General features: G+C 58.7%; 18 protein-coding genes and 2 tRNA genes. 7 read left to right on the forward strand and 13 right to left on the reverse strand.

Annotation, left to right across the window (positions count from 1 at the left end; all coding sequences use genetic code 11):
* Nucleotides 1-93 precede the first annotated feature (93 nt).
* Together ahpC and OU997_RS19720 are read right to left on the reverse strand one after the other, a co-directional pair.
* Nucleotides 94-657, reverse strand: a complete 564-nt coding sequence (gene ahpC, locus OU997_RS19715) for an alkyl hydroperoxide reductase subunit C (RefSeq protein ID WP_108487477.1) — start codon at nucleotides 655-657, stop codon at nucleotides 94-96.
* Nucleotides 658-773: 116 nt separating this feature from the next.
* Nucleotides 774-1,739 carry an NAD(P)H-quinone oxidoreductase gene (locus tag OU997_RS19720; RefSeq protein WP_108487476.1) on the reverse strand — a complete coding sequence of 322 codons (966 nt, stop codon included), beginning with the start codon at nucleotides 1,737-1,739 and terminating at the stop codon, nucleotides 774-776.
* A gap of 128 nt (nucleotides 1,740-1,867) precedes the next feature.
* On the opposite strand from OU997_RS19720, the gene OU997_RS19725 reads away from it, so the two are divergent.
* Both OU997_RS19725 and OU997_RS19730 read left to right on the forward strand, forming a co-directional pair.
* Complete coding sequence (locus OU997_RS19725; protein ID WP_256582987.1) at nucleotides 1,868-3,949, forward strand: carboxy terminal-processing peptidase; 2,082 nt, start codon at nucleotides 1,868-1,870, stop codon at nucleotides 3,947-3,949.
* 94 nt (nucleotides 3,950-4,043) lie between these two features.
* On the forward strand, nucleotides 4,044-5,804 hold the full coding sequence (locus OU997_RS19730) for a bifunctional diguanylate cyclase/phosphodiesterase (protein WP_108487474.1): 1,761 nt from the start codon (nucleotides 4,044-4,046) through the stop codon (nucleotides 5,802-5,804).
* A 15-nt stretch (nucleotides 5,805-5,819) separates the two neighbouring features.
* Here the strand turns inward: OU997_RS19730 and OU997_RS19735 are convergent, their stop codons facing one another.
* From OU997_RS19735 to OU997_RS19745, 3 genes are read right to left on the reverse strand one after another with little or no spacing between them, the layout of a single operon-like run.
* The gene (locus OU997_RS19735; RefSeq protein WP_267808224.1) at nucleotides 5,820-6,287 is read right to left on the reverse strand and encodes a sel1 repeat family protein; all 468 of its coding nucleotides are present in this window, start codon (nucleotides 6,285-6,287) and stop codon (nucleotides 5,820-5,822) included.
* On the reverse strand, nucleotides 6,287-6,652 hold the full coding sequence (locus OU997_RS19740; protein WP_108487472.1) for a hypothetical protein: 366 nt from the start codon (nucleotides 6,650-6,652) through the stop codon (nucleotides 6,287-6,289). Before OU997_RS19740 ends, OU997_RS19735 begins: the two co-directional genes overlap by 1 nt.
* Entirely contained in the window at nucleotides 6,649-6,969 is a 321-nt protein-coding gene (locus OU997_RS19745) for a helix-turn-helix domain-containing protein (RefSeq protein ID WP_108487471.1), read from the reverse strand. Before OU997_RS19745 ends, OU997_RS19740 begins: the two co-directional genes overlap by 4 nt.
* 170 nt (nucleotides 6,970-7,139) lie before the next feature.
* Here OU997_RS19745 and OU997_RS19750 point away from each other — a divergent pair, with 170 nt between their 5' ends.
* Nucleotides 7,140-7,823 (forward strand): substrate-binding periplasmic protein, encoded by a 684-nt coding sequence (locus tag OU997_RS19750; protein WP_108487470.1) that lies wholly within the window; start codon nucleotides 7,140-7,142, stop codon nucleotides 7,821-7,823.
* Between the two features lie 42 nt (nucleotides 7,824-7,865).
* Here the strand turns inward: OU997_RS19750 and OU997_RS19755 are convergent, their stop codons facing one another.
* From OU997_RS19755 to OU997_RS19770, 4 genes are all read right to left on the reverse strand, one after another.
* Entirely contained in the window at nucleotides 7,866-8,300 is a 435-nt protein-coding gene (locus OU997_RS19755; protein WP_267808228.1) for a YkvA family protein, read from the reverse strand.
* Nucleotides 8,301-8,669: 369 nt separating this feature from the next.
* Nucleotides 8,670-9,377 carry an FKBP-type peptidyl-prolyl cis-trans isomerase gene (locus OU997_RS19760; protein WP_108487469.1) on the reverse strand — a complete coding sequence of 236 codons (708 nt, stop codon included), beginning with the start codon at nucleotides 9,375-9,377 and terminating at the stop codon, nucleotides 8,670-8,672.
* Nucleotides 9,378-9,566: 189 nt separating this feature from the next.
* A tRNA-Asp gene (locus OU997_RS19765) sits at nucleotides 9,567-9,643 on the reverse strand.
* A 22-nt stretch (nucleotides 9,644-9,665) separates the two neighbouring features.
* Nucleotides 9,666-9,741, reverse strand: a tRNA-Val gene (locus tag OU997_RS19770).
* Between the two features lie 265 nt (nucleotides 9,742-10,006).
* Here OU997_RS19770 and rdgC point away from each other — a divergent pair.
* Both rdgC and sugE read left to right on the forward strand, forming a co-directional pair.
* Nucleotides 10,007-10,927 (forward strand): recombination-associated protein RdgC, encoded by a 921-nt coding sequence (gene rdgC, locus OU997_RS19775; protein ID WP_267808231.1) that lies wholly within the window; start codon nucleotides 10,007-10,009, stop codon nucleotides 10,925-10,927.
* A 156-nt stretch (nucleotides 10,928-11,083) separates the two neighbouring features.
* A complete protein-coding gene (gene sugE / locus OU997_RS19780; RefSeq protein WP_267808233.1) occupies nucleotides 11,084-11,398 on the forward strand; it encodes a quaternary ammonium compound efflux SMR transporter SugE in 315 nt (104 codons plus the stop codon).
* A 57-nt stretch (nucleotides 11,399-11,455) separates the two neighbouring features.
* Here sugE and OU997_RS19785 read toward each other — a convergent pair whose 3' ends face one another.
* From OU997_RS19785 to OU997_RS19795, 3 genes are all read right to left on the reverse strand, one after another.
* Complete coding sequence (locus tag OU997_RS19785; protein ID WP_108487466.1) at nucleotides 11,456-13,330, reverse strand: MFS transporter; 1,875 nt, start codon at nucleotides 13,328-13,330, stop codon at nucleotides 11,456-11,458.
* Between the two features lie 130 nt (nucleotides 13,331-13,460).
* Nucleotides 13,461-13,790, reverse strand: coding sequence for an AzlD domain-containing protein (locus tag OU997_RS19790; RefSeq protein WP_267808235.1), 330 nt, complete (start codon nucleotides 13,788-13,790; stop codon nucleotides 13,461-13,463).
* Complete coding sequence (locus tag OU997_RS19795; RefSeq protein WP_108487464.1) at nucleotides 13,790-14,503, reverse strand: AzlC family ABC transporter permease; 714 nt, start codon at nucleotides 14,501-14,503, stop codon at nucleotides 13,790-13,792. The genes OU997_RS19790 and OU997_RS19795 overlap by 1 nt, the downstream gene beginning before the upstream one ends.
* A 150-nt stretch (nucleotides 14,504-14,653) precedes the next feature.
* Here OU997_RS19795 and OU997_RS19800 point away from each other — a divergent pair, with 150 nt between their 5' ends.
* The gene (locus OU997_RS19800) at nucleotides 14,654-15,910 is read left to right on the forward strand and encodes an MgtC/SapB family protein (protein ID WP_108487463.1); all 1,257 of its coding nucleotides are present in this window, start codon (nucleotides 14,654-14,656) and stop codon (nucleotides 15,908-15,910) included.
* Here the strand turns inward: OU997_RS19800 and OU997_RS19805 are convergent.
* Nucleotides 15,896-16,723, reverse strand: coding sequence for a MerR family transcriptional regulator (locus OU997_RS19805; RefSeq protein ID WP_108487482.1), 828 nt, complete (start codon nucleotides 16,721-16,723; stop codon nucleotides 15,896-15,898). The two genes, OU997_RS19800 and OU997_RS19805, sit on opposite strands and share 15 nt — an antisense overlap.
* Before the next feature lie 319 nt (nucleotides 16,724-17,042).
* Between OU997_RS19805 and OU997_RS19810 the strand changes: the two genes are divergently transcribed.
* Nucleotides 17,043-18,821 carry an SDR family oxidoreductase gene (locus OU997_RS19810; RefSeq protein WP_108487462.1) on the forward strand — a complete coding sequence of 593 codons (1,779 nt, stop codon included), beginning with the start codon at nucleotides 17,043-17,045 and terminating at the stop codon, nucleotides 18,819-18,821.
* Nucleotides 18,822-18,834 lie beyond the last annotated feature (13 nt).

Genomic DNA, 18,834 nt, shown 5'->3' on the forward strand with positions numbered 1-18,834 from the left:
CACTCAAGAGGCTGGGTAGCAGCCCTAAAGCGCAGAACAGAGATCAACCGGCTCAGCACTGCTCGGCAACGCGAGGCAGTGCTGAACAGCGATTTAGATCTTGCCGACCAGGTCCAGCGAAGGAGCCAGGGTCTTCTCGCCTTCTTTCCACTTGGCTGGGCACACTTGGCCTGGGTTAGCAGCGGTGTACTGGGCCGCTTTCAGCTTGCGCAGAGTCTCGGAGACGTCGCGAGCGATTTCGTTGGAGTGGATTTCCAGCGTCTTGATCACGCCTTCCGGGTTGATCACGAAGGTGCCACGCAGAGCCAGGCCTTCTTCCGGAATGTGCACGCCAAAAGCGTTGGTCAGCTGGTGAGTCGGGTCACCGATCAGCGGGAACTGAGCCTTGCCAACAGCCGGCGAAGTTTCGTGCCAGACCTTGTGCGAGAAGTGAGTGTCGGTAGTCACGATGTAGACTTCGGCACCCGCCTTCTGGAACTCGGCATAGTTGTTGGCAGCGTCTTCAATCTCAGTCGGGCAGTTGAAGGTGAAAGCGGCCGGCATGAAGATCAGCACGGACCACTTGCCTTTCAGGCTTTGCTCGGTGACTTGGATGAACTCACCGTTGTGGAACGCATTAGCCGAGAAAGGTTGAACTTGGGTATTGATGAGGGACATCTCTGATTCCTTCTGAGGGTTAGGAAATTTACAGGGCGCATTCTAGCCCCTTATTCGGAAAAAGCTTATTGATTGCCGCCATGATTCTGATTGAGTAAGCCAATCGATCCGACTTCTCACACCAGGCTGGAATCAATGACCAACACTAACTTGCCATTAACCCGGTTACTCGCCAGCTCCGCAAAAGCCAGTTCAGCATCTTTGACGGCGAAACTGCGTTCAAGTTGCGGCTTGAGGCGCCCTTCGGCGAACAGAGGCCAGACATACTGCTGTAAATCCTGCAGCAACTGAGCCTTGAACAACCCATCACGATTGCGCAGGGTCGAGCCGATCAACTGCACTCGCTTACCCAGCACGAGCGCCAGATCCAACTCAGCCTTGCGCCCTCCGAGCAAACCGATATTCACCCAGCGGCCATCCTGAGCCAGCAAGTCCAGATTCAGCGCGGCGTAGCTGCCGCCCACAGGATCAAGAATCACATCGAACGGAGCAAAATCACGCAATGCTTGCAGCTGCTCCTCACCACGCAAAACGCCGCCCTGGGCGCCCAGGCTTTCGCAGTAGGTCAACCGTTCGGCAGAACCGACGCTGACCCAACAAGGGCTGCCAAAGGCTTTACACAACTGAATAGCTGCCGACCCCACACCGCTGGCACCGGCATGCAGCAGCACCTTCTGCCCGGGTTTCAACGCTGCCAGCTGGAACAGATTGAGCCAGGCCGTGGCGTACACCTCCGGCAACGCTGCCGCTTCGGCCAGCGTCATGCCTTCGGGCACCGGCAAGGCATGCCGCGCATCGATCACGACCTCTTCGGCTATACCGCCACCGCTTAACAGCGCACACACCCGGTCGCCTACTTTCCAGTCGCAACCGGCACCCACTTCGCTGACGATACCGGCGCACTCAAGCCCAAGCACCTCGCTGGCGCCAGGCGGCGGCGGATAAAGCCCAGCCCGCTGCAACAAGTCGGCACGATTCAAACCGGCAGCCGCTACACGGATGCGAATTTCCCCTACATCACAGGCCGGCGCGGGGTGTTGCGCCCATTCCACACGGCCTTCAACGCCTTGCAATGCCTTCACGCTGCCTCCATAGTGCATTTGAACCGAGCCCGGCGCTGACCGCCGGGCTTTTGCATTGCGCCGATGGAACCTGGCGCCCTTAAAGACGGCCTAATATGCGTTATCAACTGCCCACACGTCGAATTAGCATGAAGCGATCCCTACTCAGCGTCACCCTCGCCTTTTCGTTTGCCCTGAGCGCTCTGCCGCTCGCGGCGAAAACCACCAGTGACGACTCCTGGGAATACCTGCAGCCTGACCGCGAGCAAGTCATCGCCAGCCTCAACGTCGTGGAGTTGTTGAAGCGCCATCACTACAACAAGCCACCGCTGAATGACGAGCGCTCGGAGAAGATCTATCAGGGCTACCTGAAGATGCTTGACCCCTCACGCAGCTACTTTATTGCTTCCGATATCGCCGAATTCGATCAATGGCGCACGCGCTTTGACGACCTGCTGAAAAATGGCGACCTGCAACCGGGCTTTGCCATCTACAAACGCCACCTGGAGCGTTTACAGAACCGCCTGCAGTTCACCCTGACCATGCTTGAAAAAGGCATCGACACGATTGACCTCGACCGCGACGAAAGCCTGCTGATCGACCGCGAGAACGCGCCCTGGGTCAAGGACATCGCCGAACTGGACGACCTCTGGCGCAAGCGCGTTAAAGACGAAGTGCTGCGCCTGAAAATCGCCGGCAAAGAGCCCAAGTCGATTCAGGAACTGCTGACCAAGCGCTACAAGAACCAGCTCGCACGGCTCAAGCAGACCCGCGGTGAAGACGTGTTCCAGGCCTATATCAATGCCTTTGCCATGTCCTACGACCCCCACACCACCTACCTGTCGCCGGACAACGCGGAAAACTTCGACATCAATATGAGCCTGTCGCTCGAAGGTATTGGTGCCGTACTGCAAAGTGACAACGAACACGTCAAAGTCGTACGCCTGGTGCCAGCTGGCCCGGCAGAAAAGAGCAAACAAATCGCTCCCGCTGACAAGATCATTGGCGTGGCTCAAGGCAGCAAAGACATGGTCGACGTGATCGGCTGGCGTCTGGATGAAGTGGTCAAACTGATTCGTGGCCCGAAAGGCTCTACCGTGCGCCTGGAAGTGATTCCAGCGAGCAATGCGCCCAACGATCAAACCAGCAAAGTGGTCTCCATCACCCGTGAGGCAGTCAAGCTGGAAGAACAGGCGGCGAAAAAGTCCATTCTCAACCTCAAGCACGAGAACCGCGACTACAAGCTCGGCGTGATCGAGATTCCAGCCTTCTACCTGGATTTCAAAGCCTTCCGTGCCGGCGATCCGAACTACAAGAGCACCACCCGTGACGTCAAACGCCTGCTCACCGAGCTGGAAAAGGAAAAAGTCGACGGTGTGGTGATTGACCTGCGCAACAACGGCGGCGGTTCATTACAGGAAGCCACCGAACTGACCGGCCTGTTTATCGACCAAGGCCCCACCGTGCTGGTGCGTAACAGCGATGGCCGCGTCGATGTACTGGCCGACGAAAATACCGGCATCTACTACAAAGGCCCGCTGGCCGTGCTGGTCAATCGGCTGTCGGCCTCGGCTTCGGAAATTTTCGCCGGCGCCATGCAGGACTATCACCGTGCGCTGATTCTCGGCGGCCAGACCTTTGGTAAAGGCACCGTACAAACCATCCAGCCACTCAACCATGGCGAGCTGAAGCTGACCCTGGCCAAGTTCTACCGCGTCTCCGGCCAAAGCACACAGCATCAGGGCGTGATTCCTGATATTCAGTACCCTGATGTGATGGATACCAAAGACATCGGCGAAAGTGCCCTGCCTGAGGCTCTGCCATGGGACAGCATCAAGCCTGCCATCAAGCCAGAACTGGATCCGATCAAACCGTTTCTGGCCGAACTGCAAAACCGCTTTGAAAGCCGTACGGCTCATAACGCTGATTTCACCTTCGCCCGTGAACGCCTGCAACTGGCGCAGAAGTTGATGGAAGAAAAAACCGTCAGCCTCAATGAAACCAAGCGCCGCGCACAGCAGGCCGATATCGAAGCCCAGCAACTGGCCATCGAGAACAGCCGCCGCCAGGCCAAAGGTGAAGCACTGCTGAACAAACTCAAGGAGGAAGACGAGGATGCTCTGCCGGTGGAAGATGAAAAAACTAAACCGGAAGATGATGCCTACCTCGCCGAAAGCGGGCGCATCCTGCTCGACTACCTGGGCCTGAACACGCGCCTGGCCAAACAGTAAACAGCGAGCGTCATCAAAGGGTCATCAAACTGTCGTGAAATGCGGGGACTGGTCATCAACCAGTCCCCGTTTTTTATGCCTATCGAGATCCAACATGATTGCCACCGAGCAGTTCAGCGCGCTGGACAACATCCTCGCCAACAGCGATCTGCATAGCCTTTTTCAGCCGATCTTCTCGCTCTCCGAGCGCCGCATCCTCGGCTATGAAGCCCTTAGCCGCGGCCCCTCCAACAGCGCACTGCATTCGCCCATCAATCTCTTTGCAGTAGCCCGTAGTGCAGGCCGACTGAGCGAACTAGAACTTTTGTGCCGTAAAAACGCCTGCCAGCGCTTCAGCCATTTGAAGCTTGAGGGCAAGTTGTTTCTCAACGTCTCCCCCGACTCACTGATGCAGCCCAAACATCAACCGGGACGCACCCTGCAGCTGCTGCAGACACTGGGCATCCCACCGAGCCAGGTGGTAATCGAACTGACCGAGCAATCTCCCACCGACGATTTCGCCCTGCTCGACACCGCCCTGCATCACTACCGCGCCATGGGCTTCTCCATTGCCCTCGATGACCTCGGTGCTGGTTACTCGAGCCTGCGCCTGTGGTCAGAGCTGCGCCCGGATTACGTGAAGATCGACCGCCACTTTATCGATGGCATCCATCAGGATGCAGTCAAACGCGAATTCGTCGGCTCCATCCTGAAGATGGCCAAAGCTTCTCGTGCCCAGGTGATCGCCGAAGGCATTGAGCTGCCCGAAGAACTCAGCGTACTGGCAGAGATGGGTGTCGACCTGCTGCAGGGCTACTTGCTCTGCCGCCCCCAGGAAATACCGCCACGCGACGCGTTAAACCTGCTGCCTAATACCACCACCAGTAGCCCGCTTAACGAGGAGACCAGCGACCTACGCGGCCTGCTCAACCCGCAGCGCGCAGTGGCCGCCGGAACGCCAACTACGGAAGTACTGGAAATGTTTCGCGCTCAGGCCAACCTCAATTCGTTGGCAGTGCTCAACGAGGCGCAACACCCCGTCGGAATCGTGCATCGTCACTCCCTGGCCGAAGCTCTGCTCAAGCCTTTTGCCAATGAACTGTTCGCCCGCAAACCGATCAGTCGCCTCATGAGTGACGACTACCTGGCAGTGGAGTCCAGCCAATCACTGCAACAGGTGAGCCGCCTGCTCACCAGCCGTGCCCGCCAGCGTATCGAGGAAGACTTCATCATCACCGAAGACGGCTGCTATCTCGGACTGGGACGGGTGATCGACGTACTCAAGCTGATTACTGAGCTGAAAATCCAGCAGGCCCGCTACGCCAACCCGCTGACCCTGCTACCGGGCAATGTGCCGATCCAGCAGTGCCTGACCCGCTTGCTGCAGCAGGGCCGCGAGGCCGTGGTGTGCTATGTCGATGTCGACAATTTCAAACCGTTCAATGACATCTACGGCTACGCCAAAGGTGACGAAGTGCTTTTGAGCCTGGCGCAATGCCTGAATGACCGGGTTGACCCGAGCCGTGACTTTGTCGGGCATATCGGCGGCGATGACTTTCTCCTGGCACTCGGCTCGCCGGACTGGCGCGCACGACTCAATCGCCTGCTGGAAGACTTCCAGAGCCAATGCCGAAGGTTCTACCGGGAAGAAGACCTGCACGCTGGCTGTTTTGTCGCCCACGACCGCAGCGGCAAGCGCCAGGAATACGCCCTGCTCTCTTTGTCACTGGGTGTGGTGCATGTACATCCCGAACAATGTGCGCAACTGGATGCCAGCCAACTCGCCGCCATGGCCTCAGAGGCCAAGCGGCATGCCAAGGCAGTGCCCGGTTACAGCCTACATATCATCGACACTGCCAGCGATACCGCGGCCTAAGTCGGCCTCTCCAAACTAGACCTGAGCGGCAGCGGACAGCGCCGCAAAGTGCTCAGCCCGCGCCAGATCAACCGGTATGCCCGGGGCGCCGGCGCGGTACAGTTCAGCCAGGCGATATGCGGCAGCAGGATGCCCGGCTTGCGCAGCCTGGGCCCACCAAACGATGGCTTGCTGTGCATCTGGAGCATGCTGGGTATCGCCAGTCAGGCTCAGTACGCCAAGCTGGTAAGCTGCCTTGGCATCACCGGACTTGGCAGCCAGAGCCAGCAGACGCCGCCCCTCATCACGCGCAGCCACTCCCAGACCGCGAAGCAGCAAGATATGCCCATAAAAGCTTTGTGCCGGGCAATATCCAAGATTGGCCATACGAGCAAACTGCCCTTCCATCCAACGCCAGGCTCTCGGCTGCTTGACCACCCAGGACCAGTGGAACAGTCGACGGGCCAGCGCATAGCCCAGACGAGCCCGCAACGTCATCAGCATCAGGCCTCTTCCGGGTAGCTGAACTCGAATACCCGTGCCACTTCAGCTGCATGCCAGGAAGCTGCAGCAATCCCATCGGACGCACCACTGAAACGCCCCAAGCGGTTGACGCATTCGAAGAAGCCAGTGCGTGGCAGACGGCTTGCCCCCTGACTGATCACCAGAGCACTGCGCAGAGGACGCTCAGCACGCGCATCCAGCGCGGCCAGGTGCTCAAGAGCGGCAGCCAAGGTTTGCATGGCCGGACTGGGCAAGGCCAACCGCTCGATCAGCGCACGATAGGTCAGCAGGTGGCGCTGCCGCTGTGCATCCTCAAGTTCGCCCAACAAAGCCTGCCAGTGCTGCCGACTGATATGCACGCTCAAGGCTGCGACTCCCAGCCCGCAACGCCCAAGTGCCAGGCCAGTGCACGCTGAATCGCTGCATCCGGTTGGCGTTCACCACTCTCGATCATGGCCATGTAATGCGGACTGATACCAACATGGCGCGCCAGTTGCTCCGCCGTCAGGCCTTTGGCCTCACGTAGACGGGTCAGCTGGCTGAGTGCAGGGATATCGCTCTGCGCACTGACAACAGCGGTATCGGGGGCACGTCCGGCCGCCTGTAACAGGGATTGATACTGCGCCCAGGGTAGAACCGCATACTCCGGCTCGCCATCACGCTCGATCACTTGCACATTCATCTGTAAATCTCCATGCAGAGCACTTCCATTACTCTCGCAACTCCAGAACAGGCTGCCATCTTAACAGCCAGCACGGCAAAGGGCGTGATCTATACTGATGTGGGGTAATCAAGACACATACGGGGGTCGCCTTGCGCGTACCAATAACAATTCTTGCTGCGGCTTTCAGTATGACCCTCAGCGCCGAAGAACTTCGCTGGGGTTTTGCCAGCGCCGACGGCATGCCCTACGTCGACGTAAAAGAGCAGCAACTGCTCGGGGGGGTTATCTACCAACTGGGCCAATTAGCCAGTCAGAAACTGGGTTTTACCGCAGCATTTGTTGAAACCCCCAACAAGCGTATCGATGAGTACATGCAACGCGGCCGTATCCATGTCATCTGCAATAACAACCCGCAATGGATGGAGCAACCCGAGCGATATCACTGGTCTGAAGCACTCTATGATGAAGAAGACGTGCTCTTACTGAACAATCAGCACCCGCCAGTCCTCAGCCTGCATGATCTCTACGGCAAGACCATCGGCACGCAGCTGGGCTATATCTACAACGCCGACTTGATGGCTGCATTCGCTGATCAGAAAATCATGCGCCAAGACTTACGTGACCATCACGCGGGCTTCAATCTACTGATCAAACAGCGCCTGGACGCAATTATCGACATGCGCCGGCCTCTGCTCTATCAAATGGCCAAACATGCGGATGCTCCGCTGCATCTCAATGCATGGGCCGTCGAACGCTACAGCATGTATTGCACCTACAGCCCGAAACTCCCCGTCACTGCCGAACAATTGGATAAGGTTCTGAAAGATCTACGCAATCACGGAACCATCGAACAGTTACTCAAGTCCACCTGAGACATCACCCATCGGATGTAGCGCAGCACTCCCCCTTCTGGCTCAGTCAATCTCTTGCTTGCGATCTGCAAGACCCTCCACCACACCCTGCCCCGCCTGATTCTGGCCGGCACGCCATAACTCAAAATCCGCAAGTTCTTTTTGCCAGGTGCGCATGACCCAGCCCAACACAGCGAGGTCATCAACCAGACCGAAGCCCAACAACCAGTCAGGGATGGCGTCAATGGGCGTTACGAAATAAAGCAATCCTGCGATCACTGCCAGCAAGGCCTGCATATCAATGGCTCGATACTCACCGCGCCACCATGCCAAGCACAGCGCTTGCAGCAATTTGAGCTGAGCAGCCAGAGCTGTGAACCCCTTACCCAGCTTTTCACGTTTTCGGGCGACTGAAACTAACAGTACCGGTAACCGTCCGCCCTTGAGGAAACGCTTTGCCAAACGTTGGTAACGCACAACGTTTTTCGCTGTTCTCATCGCCTTCTCCCAGCAATCCCCCATACCCATTGGGATTGCCATGGTTATCCACTAAAGCTGTGGATAACCTTGTTAACAGATTCTCGATAACCCTGGCAAACGCCCAGCCCATGCGGCCTCGCAACAGATCGGATATTTTTTGCTCACTCGAAAAATTTCCATATAAATCAATAATTTAAAAAACACAAAGAGTTTCTAGTCACGAGTTACCCGCAACTGTCGCGGGTCATCCAACAAATGTGCATAACCGTAACACCAACACAACCAAACACGCTTTTTAAGACCGCGTAGTCAAGCAAAAATGCCGAATAGATAGACCAGAAACGACAACGCCCCGTCGAGACGGGGCGCTGTGCGAAACAACAAAAATTACTCTTGAGCAGCGGCGTCTTTGATCGCAATCAGTTCCAGATCAAAAACCAGCACCGAGTTGGCTGGAATCGCCGGAGTCGGACTCTGCTCGCCATAAGCCAGTTCGCTTGGGATATAGAGTTTGTACTTCTCACCGACATGCATCAGCTGCAGGCCTTCAACCCAACCAGGGATTACGCCATTAACCGGCAGGTCAATCGGGCTGCCGCGCTCAACCGAGCTGTCGAATACGCTGCCATCAGTCAGTTTGCCTTCGTAGTGAACAGTCACTACGTCGGTGGCTTTCGGCTGAGCACCATCAGCCTTCTTCACCACTTCGTATTGCAGGCCGGAAGCAGTGGTGGTCACGCCTTCACGCTTGGCGTTGTCTTCAAGGAATTTCTTGCCGGCTTTGGCCGACTCTTCGTTCAGCGCAACCATGCGCTCTTCGGCACGTTTCTGCAGGAAGGCAAAGGCTTCGATCAGCTCTTCGTCTTTCAGGCGCTGTTCTTTCTTGCCAATGGCGTCTTCGATGCCTTGAGCAACGGCGTTGGAATCCAGGTCATCCATGCCTTCCTGAGCCAGGCTTTTGCCCATGTTCAGACCAATGCCGTAGGAGGCTTTCTGTGCTGGGGTTTCCAGAGTGATTTCGCTGGTTTGCGAATCACAGCCTGCGAGAACCAGACCTACCAGGGCGACCGCCGCGGCTAAACGATGTTGTTTCATGCTTGTTCCTTGTTCGGTGCGCCCTAGGGCAAAGGTGTGAAAGCACGAGCTTAGCAGGCTGTCGCGATCACTGGCTACCGTGTTAGGAGACAGAAAATGCCTATAAGTTCAGATGTTTAGCTGATTATTCAGAAAGGATTTTGCGAAGTATTGCGATGTGTCACAGAGGGGATGTAGCGAGGTAAAAAATGGCGCAGCGGACGGGACTCGAACCCGCGACCCCCGGCGTGACAGGCCGGTATTCTAACCGACTGAACTACCGCTGCGCGTAACTTCAAAAAGCGAGTTTGGTGGGTGATGACGGGATCGAACCGCCGACCCTCTGCTTGTAAGGCAGATGCTCTCCCAGCTGAGCTAATCACCCTTCACTCTCGAAGTGGGGCGCATTCTAGAGAGCGATCTTCACCTTGGCAAGCCCTGTTTTAAATTTTTTTATTGATGCAGCAAAGGCTTAGCGCAGACTTGGCCTCAGGCATTAGTCAGGGGAATAATGCGCCCCGAATGCAACGCACAGGTTCGCCAAGCGGTCATAGCGCAACAGCCAGCCTGAAACAGCACCCGCACAGGGTACTGACGACTTGTGATACTTGCCGCTGCCGGCAGGTCTGTTAATGGAGACTCACCCCCTTATGTGGTTTCGTAACCTGCTGGTTTATCGCCTCACCCAGGACATCCCGTTTGATGCCGAGGCACTCGAAACGGCTCTCCTGGCCAAACCGGCCCGCTCGTGCGCCAGCCAGGAGCTCAGCACCTACGGTTTTATTGCGCCCTTCGGCAAAGGTTCCGATGCGCCACTGGTGCACGCCAGCGGTGATTTCCTGCTGGTTGCCGCCCGCAAGGAAGAACGCATCCTGCCCGGCAGCGTGGTGCGGGATGCGCTGAAGGACAAGGTCGACGAAATCGAAGCCGAGCAAATGCGCAAGGTCTACAAGAAGGAGCGCGACCAGCTCAAGGATGAAATCGTGCAGACCTTCCTGCCACGCGCCTTTATCCGCAAGTCCGCCACCTTCGCCGCCATCGCCCCCAAACAGGGTCTGATCCTGGTCGACTCGGCCAGCGCCAAGCGCGCTGAAGACTTGCTGTCGACCCTGCGCGAAGCCATCGGCTCGCTGCCGGTACGCCCACTGACCGTGAAGATCGCGCCTAGCGCCACCCTCACCGACTGGGTCAAAGTGCAGCAGGCGGCTCCGGATTTCCATGTACTGGACGAATGCGAGCTGCGCGACACCCATGAAGACGGCGGCGTGGTGCGCTGCAAGCGCCAGGACCTGACCAGCGATGAAATCCAGTTGCACATGAGCGCAGGCAAGCAAGTGACACAACTGTCCCTGGCCTGGCAGGACAAGCTGTCCTTCGTCCTTGACGACAAACTGGTGGTCAAACGCCTGCGTTTCGAAGACCTGCTGCAGGATCAGGCCGAACAGGACGGTGGCGACGACGACCTCGGCCAGCAGGATGCCAGCTTCACCCTGATGATGCTGACCCTGGTGGACTTCCTTCCTGCGCTGTTTGAAGCCCTGGGTGGCGAAGAGATTCCGCAAGGCATCTAAACACCTCCGTGCAAGCGCAGAGGATTTGACCATTGATCCTCTGTGCTTGCCAGGAACCTGCCAATGTGCAAAATACTGCACAGCGTGAGGACGACCTCACCACTCCACGAGTGACCATTTCGGGACGGCCCATCTGTATTACTGATGGAGGTTTTTATGCCCTGGATCATTCTACTGCTGGCTGGCCTGTTCGAAGTAGGTTGGGCCGTAGGCCTGAAATACACCGACGGCTTTACCCGCCCGCTCCCCACTCTGCTCACCGTAACTGCCATTATCATCAGCCTGGCGCTGCTCGGCCTGGCCATGAAGGAATTGCCGCTGGGCACTGCTTATGCCATCTGGACAGGGGTTGGCGCGGTCGGCACGGTCATCGCAGGCATCATTCTATTTGGCGAGGCGGTGACACTCATGCGCCTGGCCAGTGTTGCGCTGATTGTTTGCGGTCTGCTCGGCCTGAAACTCAGCCACTGAGTAAGTGAAACCGCATAAAAAAGCCCGCCGATTGGCGGGCTTTTTCTATTTGGCAGACTAGCGTCGTTCACCACGCAGCGCGCCCACCTGCGCCTGCAGCAACTCGCACTTGACCGCCTCCGCCGTCACCGGCTCGCCCGCCACCAGGGTGATGCGCGACCACAGGCGCTTGAAAAATCCCTTGTGCGGATCGCGACTAAAAAAGCTACCCCAGAGACCTTGCAGCGCCATGGGAATCACCGGCACCGGGTTTTCCGCCACAATGCGCTCGATACCATTTTTAAACTCATTGAGTTCGCCATCGCTGGTCAACTTACCTTCCGGGAAGATGCACACCACCTCGCCATTGCGCAGGTATTCGGCGATTTTCTTGAACGCGGCATCGTAGACCAGCAGGTCTTCGCTGCGCCCGGCAATCGGCACGGTACCGGCGGTGCGGAAGATAAAATTGAGTACCGGCAAGTTGTAGATCTTGTAGTACATGACAAACCGTACGGGCCGACGCACAGCCCCGCCGATCAACAGCGCATCGACAAACGATACGTGGTTGCATACCAGCACCGCTGCGCCCTCATCGGGAATGATCTCCAACCCTTTGTGCTCGACCCGGTAAATCGAGTGGCTGAGCAACCAGATCATGAAACGCATGGTGAATTCGGGGACGATCTTGAAGATGTAGCTGTTGACCGCGATGTTCATCAGCGAAATGGTCAGGAACAGCTGCGGTATCGACAGCTCGGCAACGCTGAGGAATAAGATTGAGGCAATCGCCGAAATCACCATGAACAACGCATTGAGAATGTTGTTGGCCGCAATCACCCGCGCCCGCTCATGCTCCACGGTGCGCGACTGAATCAGCGCATACAGCGGCACGATGTAAAAGCCACCGAACAGACCGATGCCGAGAATCGAGCCGAGAATCCACCAGGCCTGCCCATAGCCCAGCACATCCAGCCAGGTATGTGCGACCGCAGCATCGGGGAAGCCACCGGAGAACCACCAGAGCAGAATGCCGAACAGGGTCAGGCCGATTGAGCCGAATGGCACCAGGCCGATTTCCACCTTATGCCCACTCATGCGCTCGCAGAGCATCGAGCCCAGCGCGATGCCAACCGAGAACACAGTAAGAATCAGCGTCACCACGCTTTCATCGCCGTACAGCCACTCTTTGGCATAGGCCGGAATCTGCGTCAGGTAGACCGCACCGAGAAACCAGAACCAGGAGTTGCCCACCAGCGAGCGCGAAACGGCCGGGCGCTGGCCCAGGCCCAATTTCATGGTCGCCCAGGACTGGCGCAGAATGTTCCAGTCCAACTTGAGCTGCGGCATGGCAGCGGAGGCTGCAGGAATACCGCGACTGGCCAAGTAACCCAGGACCGCTACCAGCACCACCGCCACCGCGACGATGTGCGCATACGCGCTACTGGCCATGATGATGCCGGCGCCGATGGTGCCGGCGAGGATGGCCAGGAACGTACCCGTCTCTACCAAGGCGTTGCCACCCACCAGCTCCTGCTCTTCCAGGTGCTGCGGCAGGATCGAATACTTCACCGGCCCAAACAGCGCCGAGTGGGTGCCCATGGCAAACAGCACCGAGAGCATCAGCGGCAGGCTGCCGAGCAACACGCCGACCGCGCCCACCAGCATGATGAGGATTTCGGCAAACTTGATCTTGCGGATCAGCGAGTCCTTGGCAAACTTCTCGCCCAACTGGCCACCGAGGGCCGAGAACAGGAAGAACGGCAGGATAAACAGCAAGGCACAGAGGTTGACCAGCAGATCCTTGTCAGCCGTGGAGCTGATTTTGAACAGGATGACGAGTATCAGTGACTGCTTGAAGATGTTGTCGTTGAAGGCACCCAGCAACTGGGTCAGAAAGAATGGCAGGAAGCGCTTTTTACCCAGCAACGCGAATTGGGAGTGTTCGGTCATCGTCCGTGTACCTGTGTGCAGTGGCCAGCGGGTGTTGTCAGGCATTTGACTGCAAGAACACCCAACAAAGCCACAGCAATGCGCATTTTTTGCTGCATTTTCTATCAAATCAGGTGCAAGAACCTTGTGCCTAAAACGGCAACTGCCCAAGCAGACCACGCAGCACGAAGAACACCAGCAAGCCGCCGCCGATGGTAGCCAGCAGATGCCGGGTCAAAGCCGCGATGACAATAGTCGTCAGCCCCGCCAGCAGATAGGCGTTGTCGAGGTTGAACGCCCACTGCTGGCCATCGGGAATCAGCATGCCGGGCAACACAATCGCACTCAGCACCGCCGTTGGCACGTAATGCAGACCCTGGCGCACCAGCGGCGGGAAACGCAGATTGGGAAAGGCAAACAGACTGTAGCGAATCGCAAAAGTGATCAGCGCCATGCCGAGAATCAGCAGCCAGATTTCCATCACCCCTCCTCTCCAGTCACGACCGGCATATTGCGACGCTCCAGCCAAACGCCGATCGCGATGCCACTGAGCGCCGCGGCCATCAACCCCAGCTTGTAAGGCCAGGCATGGCAGAGCAGCGCCACCGCGCCGGCCACCAGGGCGGCAGCAACCTGCGGTTGATTGCGCAGCGCCGGCACGACGATGCCGATAAAGGTCGCCAGCATGGCGAAGTCCAGACCCCAACCCGCCAGATTCGGCACACTCTGGCCAAACAGCGCACCGACCAGCGAGCTCGACACCCAGGACAGGTACAACGCCAACGCAACGCCGGCGTGATACCACTGGCCATGATCGGCCAGGCCGCGCACCAGGTAGCGGCGCTGCACCACAGCAAAGGTTTCATCAGTCAGGCCAAAGGCCAGTGGTAACCGCCAACGCTGCGACAGCCCGCCCACATAGGGTTGCAGCGCCGCGCTGTAGAGCACATGGCGCAGGTTGACCACCAGGGTGGTGAGCAGGATCACCAGCGTGCCACTGCCCAGTGTCAACAAACTGATGGCAATAAACTGCGCCGAGCCGGCATACACCAGCATCGACATGCCCAGTGCCTGCCACAGACTGAGCCCAGCCAGGCTGGCCAACGCGCCATAAATCAGGCCGAACGGCAGAATGCCGACGATCATCGCAACGCTGTCGCGAACCCCATAGAGAAACTGCTGCATACGGCTCATGTGCCCTCCTGTGTACGACACAGCCTGGCGTATCACGGCAGCGCCGTCTTGAACAATCTTGCGCAGCGATAACCGCATAGCCTGACTTGACACAATACAGCCAGGTGCTCGCTGGCTAAACTGCCAGCACTCCTCACCCAGGACAGCCCCATGCCAGAAGCCCTAGACACCTTACTGAACTTTGCCAGCGCCCTGGCCGCCGGCCTGTTGATCGGCGCCGAGCGCGGCTGGCAAGGCCGCCATACCGATGACAGTCAGCTGGTAGCGGGCATTCGCACCTTCGCCCTGAGCAGCTTGCTGGGTGCCTTTGCCATGCTGCTAGGCGAGCACTTCGGCGTAATCGCCTGGGCTGTGATCTTCTGCGGCTTTGCCTTGCTGGTGGTGGCCTCCTACTTTGGCGAACTACAGCGTCTGGGCGATTTGGGTCTGACCAGCGAAGTGGCACTGCTGATCACCTTTCTGCTCGGCAGTTTGGCCATGGCCGGTTATGCCGGGCTGGCGGCGGCCGGCGCAGTCGCCGTGGCGCTGCTGTTGAGCCTCAAGCAGTCGCTGCATGGTGCCCTGCAGCAGCTCAGCGAGGCAGAACTATCGGGCGCACTGAAGCTGCTGTTTATTTCCCTGGTGCTGCTGCCGGCACTGCCCAATCAGGGCTACGGCCCTTGGCAGGCCTTCAACCCCTACGCCATCTGGTGGATGGTGGTGCTGATCGCCAGCATCGGTTTCGCCGCCTATGTGGCAATTCGCCTGGTCGGTATGCGTCAAGGCCTGTTGATCACGGCACTGCTCGGTGGTGTGGTGTCGTCCACCGCAATGACCGTGACCCTGGCGCGCCTGGCTCCTGGGCGTAGCCTGCAGGCGATTCTGGCCTGCGGCCTGCTGGCCACCTCGGCGCTGATGTTTCCACGCGTGCTGCTCGAAGTTGGCCTGGTCAACGCCAGCCTGTTACCACATCTAGCCTGGCCGCTGGGCATCGCCACCCTGGTGTATGCCGGTGGCGCACTACTTTACTTCCGCCGCGCCGGCACAGAGAGTGAAGAACAGGCCGAACCACCGCTGAAAAACCCCTTTGAACTTGAGCCGGCGCTGCGTTTTGCCGCGTTGCTAGCGGTCATTCTATTGATGGTCGAAGGCGCACAACACTGGCTGGGCGATGTCGGTGTCTACCTGGTGGCGTTGCTCTCGGGCCTGGCCGATGTAGATGCCATTACCCTGTCACTTGCGCGCAGCGCCAAGGGCGAACTGAATACGCAGGTCGCAGTACAGGGAATCTTTCTAGCCGCGCTCAGCAACAGCCTGGTCAAAGGCTTCTTGGTGGCGTTGATCGGCGGCCGCAAGCTGGCACTGATGACTCTGCCGGTGATGGCTGCCGGTCTGCTGGCTGGCGCGGCGGCCTTACTGCTGTTTTGAATGATCGGCGCGCAAAAAACCTTCCAGCAGTTTATGCACCCGTTCGCTCAACTCACGATTGGCCGCCTCGGGCAGACTACGCGCCAGTTCGGCTACGACGACCTGTTCCACCAATGGGCGCAGTTGCAGCAACTGCACACTGAGCCGCTCAAGGTCAGCGGCATGCGGTAGATCACTGTGCAACAGCGGATTAACCAGCTGTTGGGTAATCATCGTGACAATGCCCGAGGCCACCTGCTGAACATGCCCGCGAATGGCTGCCAGTTCATCAAGCAGCGCCGGCAAAGGAATACCGGCACGGTACAGCTCAAGCCCGGCGGCAAACAGCTTGGGGCTGGGAACACGCAAATGGTCGCCGGCAAACTCCAGCAGGCCCAGCGCCAGTGCCCGCTCGATCACCTGATCATCCAGTGCCTCACCGAACAATGCCTGCAGCTGCGCAAAGGACAGCTGCTCAGCCTGCTCCGGCTGGCCAGGCCCCTGGATCGCTTGCTCCAGTCCCAGCACATGGGCCAGGTCGCGACCCTGCGTCCAGGCTTCGAACAGTTCGCGAATACTGGCGATGCTATAGCCACGCTCCAGCAGCTGACCGATCAGTTTCAGCCGCGCCAGGTGCTCACCGTTGTAGATCCCCAGACGGCCACGCCGCTCAGGCGGCGGCAATAGCCCCTGATCCTGATAGGCACGCACATTGCGCACGCTGGTCTGTGCAGCCTGGGCCAGATCATCGACCCGATATTCGACAGACACCGCTTCCACCACAGGGGCGGCGCTGCCTAATAAACGCTGGAGAAAAGCAGAGGCTGTTTGCATGGCGGCGATCATAGCCGCCCTGCCAACCGGCCAACAACCGCCCCAACCAAGGGCTGGACTTACCCAGCCTGTAGTCGCGAGTAACCCCAGTGATTCCGGGTGAAGCCCCACTGCACAAGGCTTGCAGCCTCATCAGTAACACCGTAACAGGGGCTGGATTGAGCTTGCCCGATGGCTAGGCAGAGGCCTGCAGAGCGTCCAACAATAACCATGACATCAATTGATGTAACAGTCACAACCCCTGGAGACGCCCCATGCCCCTTAATCTCACGCGCCTCACCCGCACGTTCCAACTTACTGCCCCGCGTCAGGTGCGCGCATGAACGCGCCTGCCGTGTTGCCAAATGAGGCACTGCAGGGCGAACACCTGCGCATCCAGGGCGATGGGGTCGAACTGGCCGCTTACCGTTGGGGCAAAACAGATGGCCCGACACTGCTGCTCGTGCATGGCTACCCGGATAATCACGAAGTCTGGCTGCCCCTGGTGCGTGAAATGGCCGCCGACTACCAGATCATTGCCTATGACGTACGCGGCTTTGGCGCTTCGGATATTCCACGCAAGCGCCTGGACTATCACCTGACAAAGCTGGCCAACGATCTCGAAGCGGTGATCAAGACCCTGAGCCCTGCACAGCCGGTGCATCTGGTGGCCCACGATTGGGGGTCGATCCAGGCCTGGGAAGCGGTGACCGAACCGCGCATTCAACCCTTGTTGGCCTCTTACACCAGTATCTCTGGGCCCTGCCTGGACCATGTCGGCCACTGGATGCGTGACAAGCTCAAGCAGAAACGCCCGCGCGCATTGATGCAGGTGCTCGGCCAACTGGTCAGCTCCTGGTACATCGCACTCTTTCACACGCCCTTGCTGCCCGAGCTGACCTGGCGCCTGGGCCTGGACCGCGCCTGGCCACAGTTGCTGCGCAACGTCGAAGGCCTGCGCAATGTCGCAGTCAGCAGCAGCCAGCGCTCGGACGGTGTGCACGGGGTCAAACTGTACCGCGCCAACTTTATCCGCAGCCTGTTCACCCCTCGCCTGCGCCATACCGATGTACCGGTGCAGTTGATCGTGCCGACCGAAGACCGCTTTGTGCGCCCGCAACTGTTCGACCGGTTGCAACACTGGGCGCCCAAGTTATGGCGTCGCGAAGTGCGCGCCGGGCACTGGCAGCTACTGGCTGAACCCCAGCAGCTGGCCCTGTGGCTGCGTGAATTTATCCAGCACCTGCACGGCGACGGCAGCAGCCGCGCGCTGCAGCAGGCGCAAGTCAGAACCAATGCCGGGGACTACAGCGGCAAGTTGGTAATCGTCACGGGAGCCGGCTCCGGCATCGGCCGTGCCACCTTGCTGGAGTTCGCCAAACAGGGCGCCAACGTGCTGGCTGCCGACATCAACCTGGCAGCAGCCGAAGCCAGCGCCGAACAGGCGAGAAGCCTGGGCAGTGAAGCCTTTGTCTACCCGCTGGATGTGGGCGACAGCAGCGCGATGGCGGCGTTCGCCAACTGGGTGGAGAACGAGTTCGGCAGCCCCGACATTGTTATCAATAACGCTGGCATCGGCATGGCCGGCAGCATGCTTGATACCAGCAATGCTGACTGGGAACGCCTGCTGCGCATCAACCTGTGGAGCGTGATCGATGGCAGCCGGTTGTTTGCCCAGCAGATGATCAAGACTGGCAAACGCGGGCACATCGTCAACACCGCCTCGGCCGCTGCCTTTGTGCCGTCGCGCAATTACCCGGCCTACGCCACCAGCAAGGCCGCCGTGCTGATGCTCAGCGAATGCCTGCGTGCGGAAATGGCCAGCCATGGTATTGGCGTTACGGCGCTGTGCCCGGGCCTGGTCAACACCGCCATCATCCAGGCCACCCGCTTCAACGGCCTGAGCGCCGAAGCCGAAGCCCAACAACAGGTCAAGACCCAACGCCTTTACAGCAAACGCAACCTCAGCGCGGAAACCGTGGCCAGTCGCCTGTTGCGCGGCATCGCGCGCAATCAGGCCGTAGTCGCCGTGGGCGCAGAAGCGCACCTGAGTATTGCCCAATGGCGCTTCGCCCCCTGGCTGTCGCGCGCCCTCGCCCGCCTGAACCTGACCAGCTAAGCAAGGAGCCAAT

The sequence above is a fragment of the Pseudomonas sp. SL4(2022) genome, assembly GCF_026625725.1.
Classification (GTDB): Bacteria; Pseudomonadota; Gammaproteobacteria; order Pseudomonadales; family Pseudomonadaceae; genus Aquipseudomonas.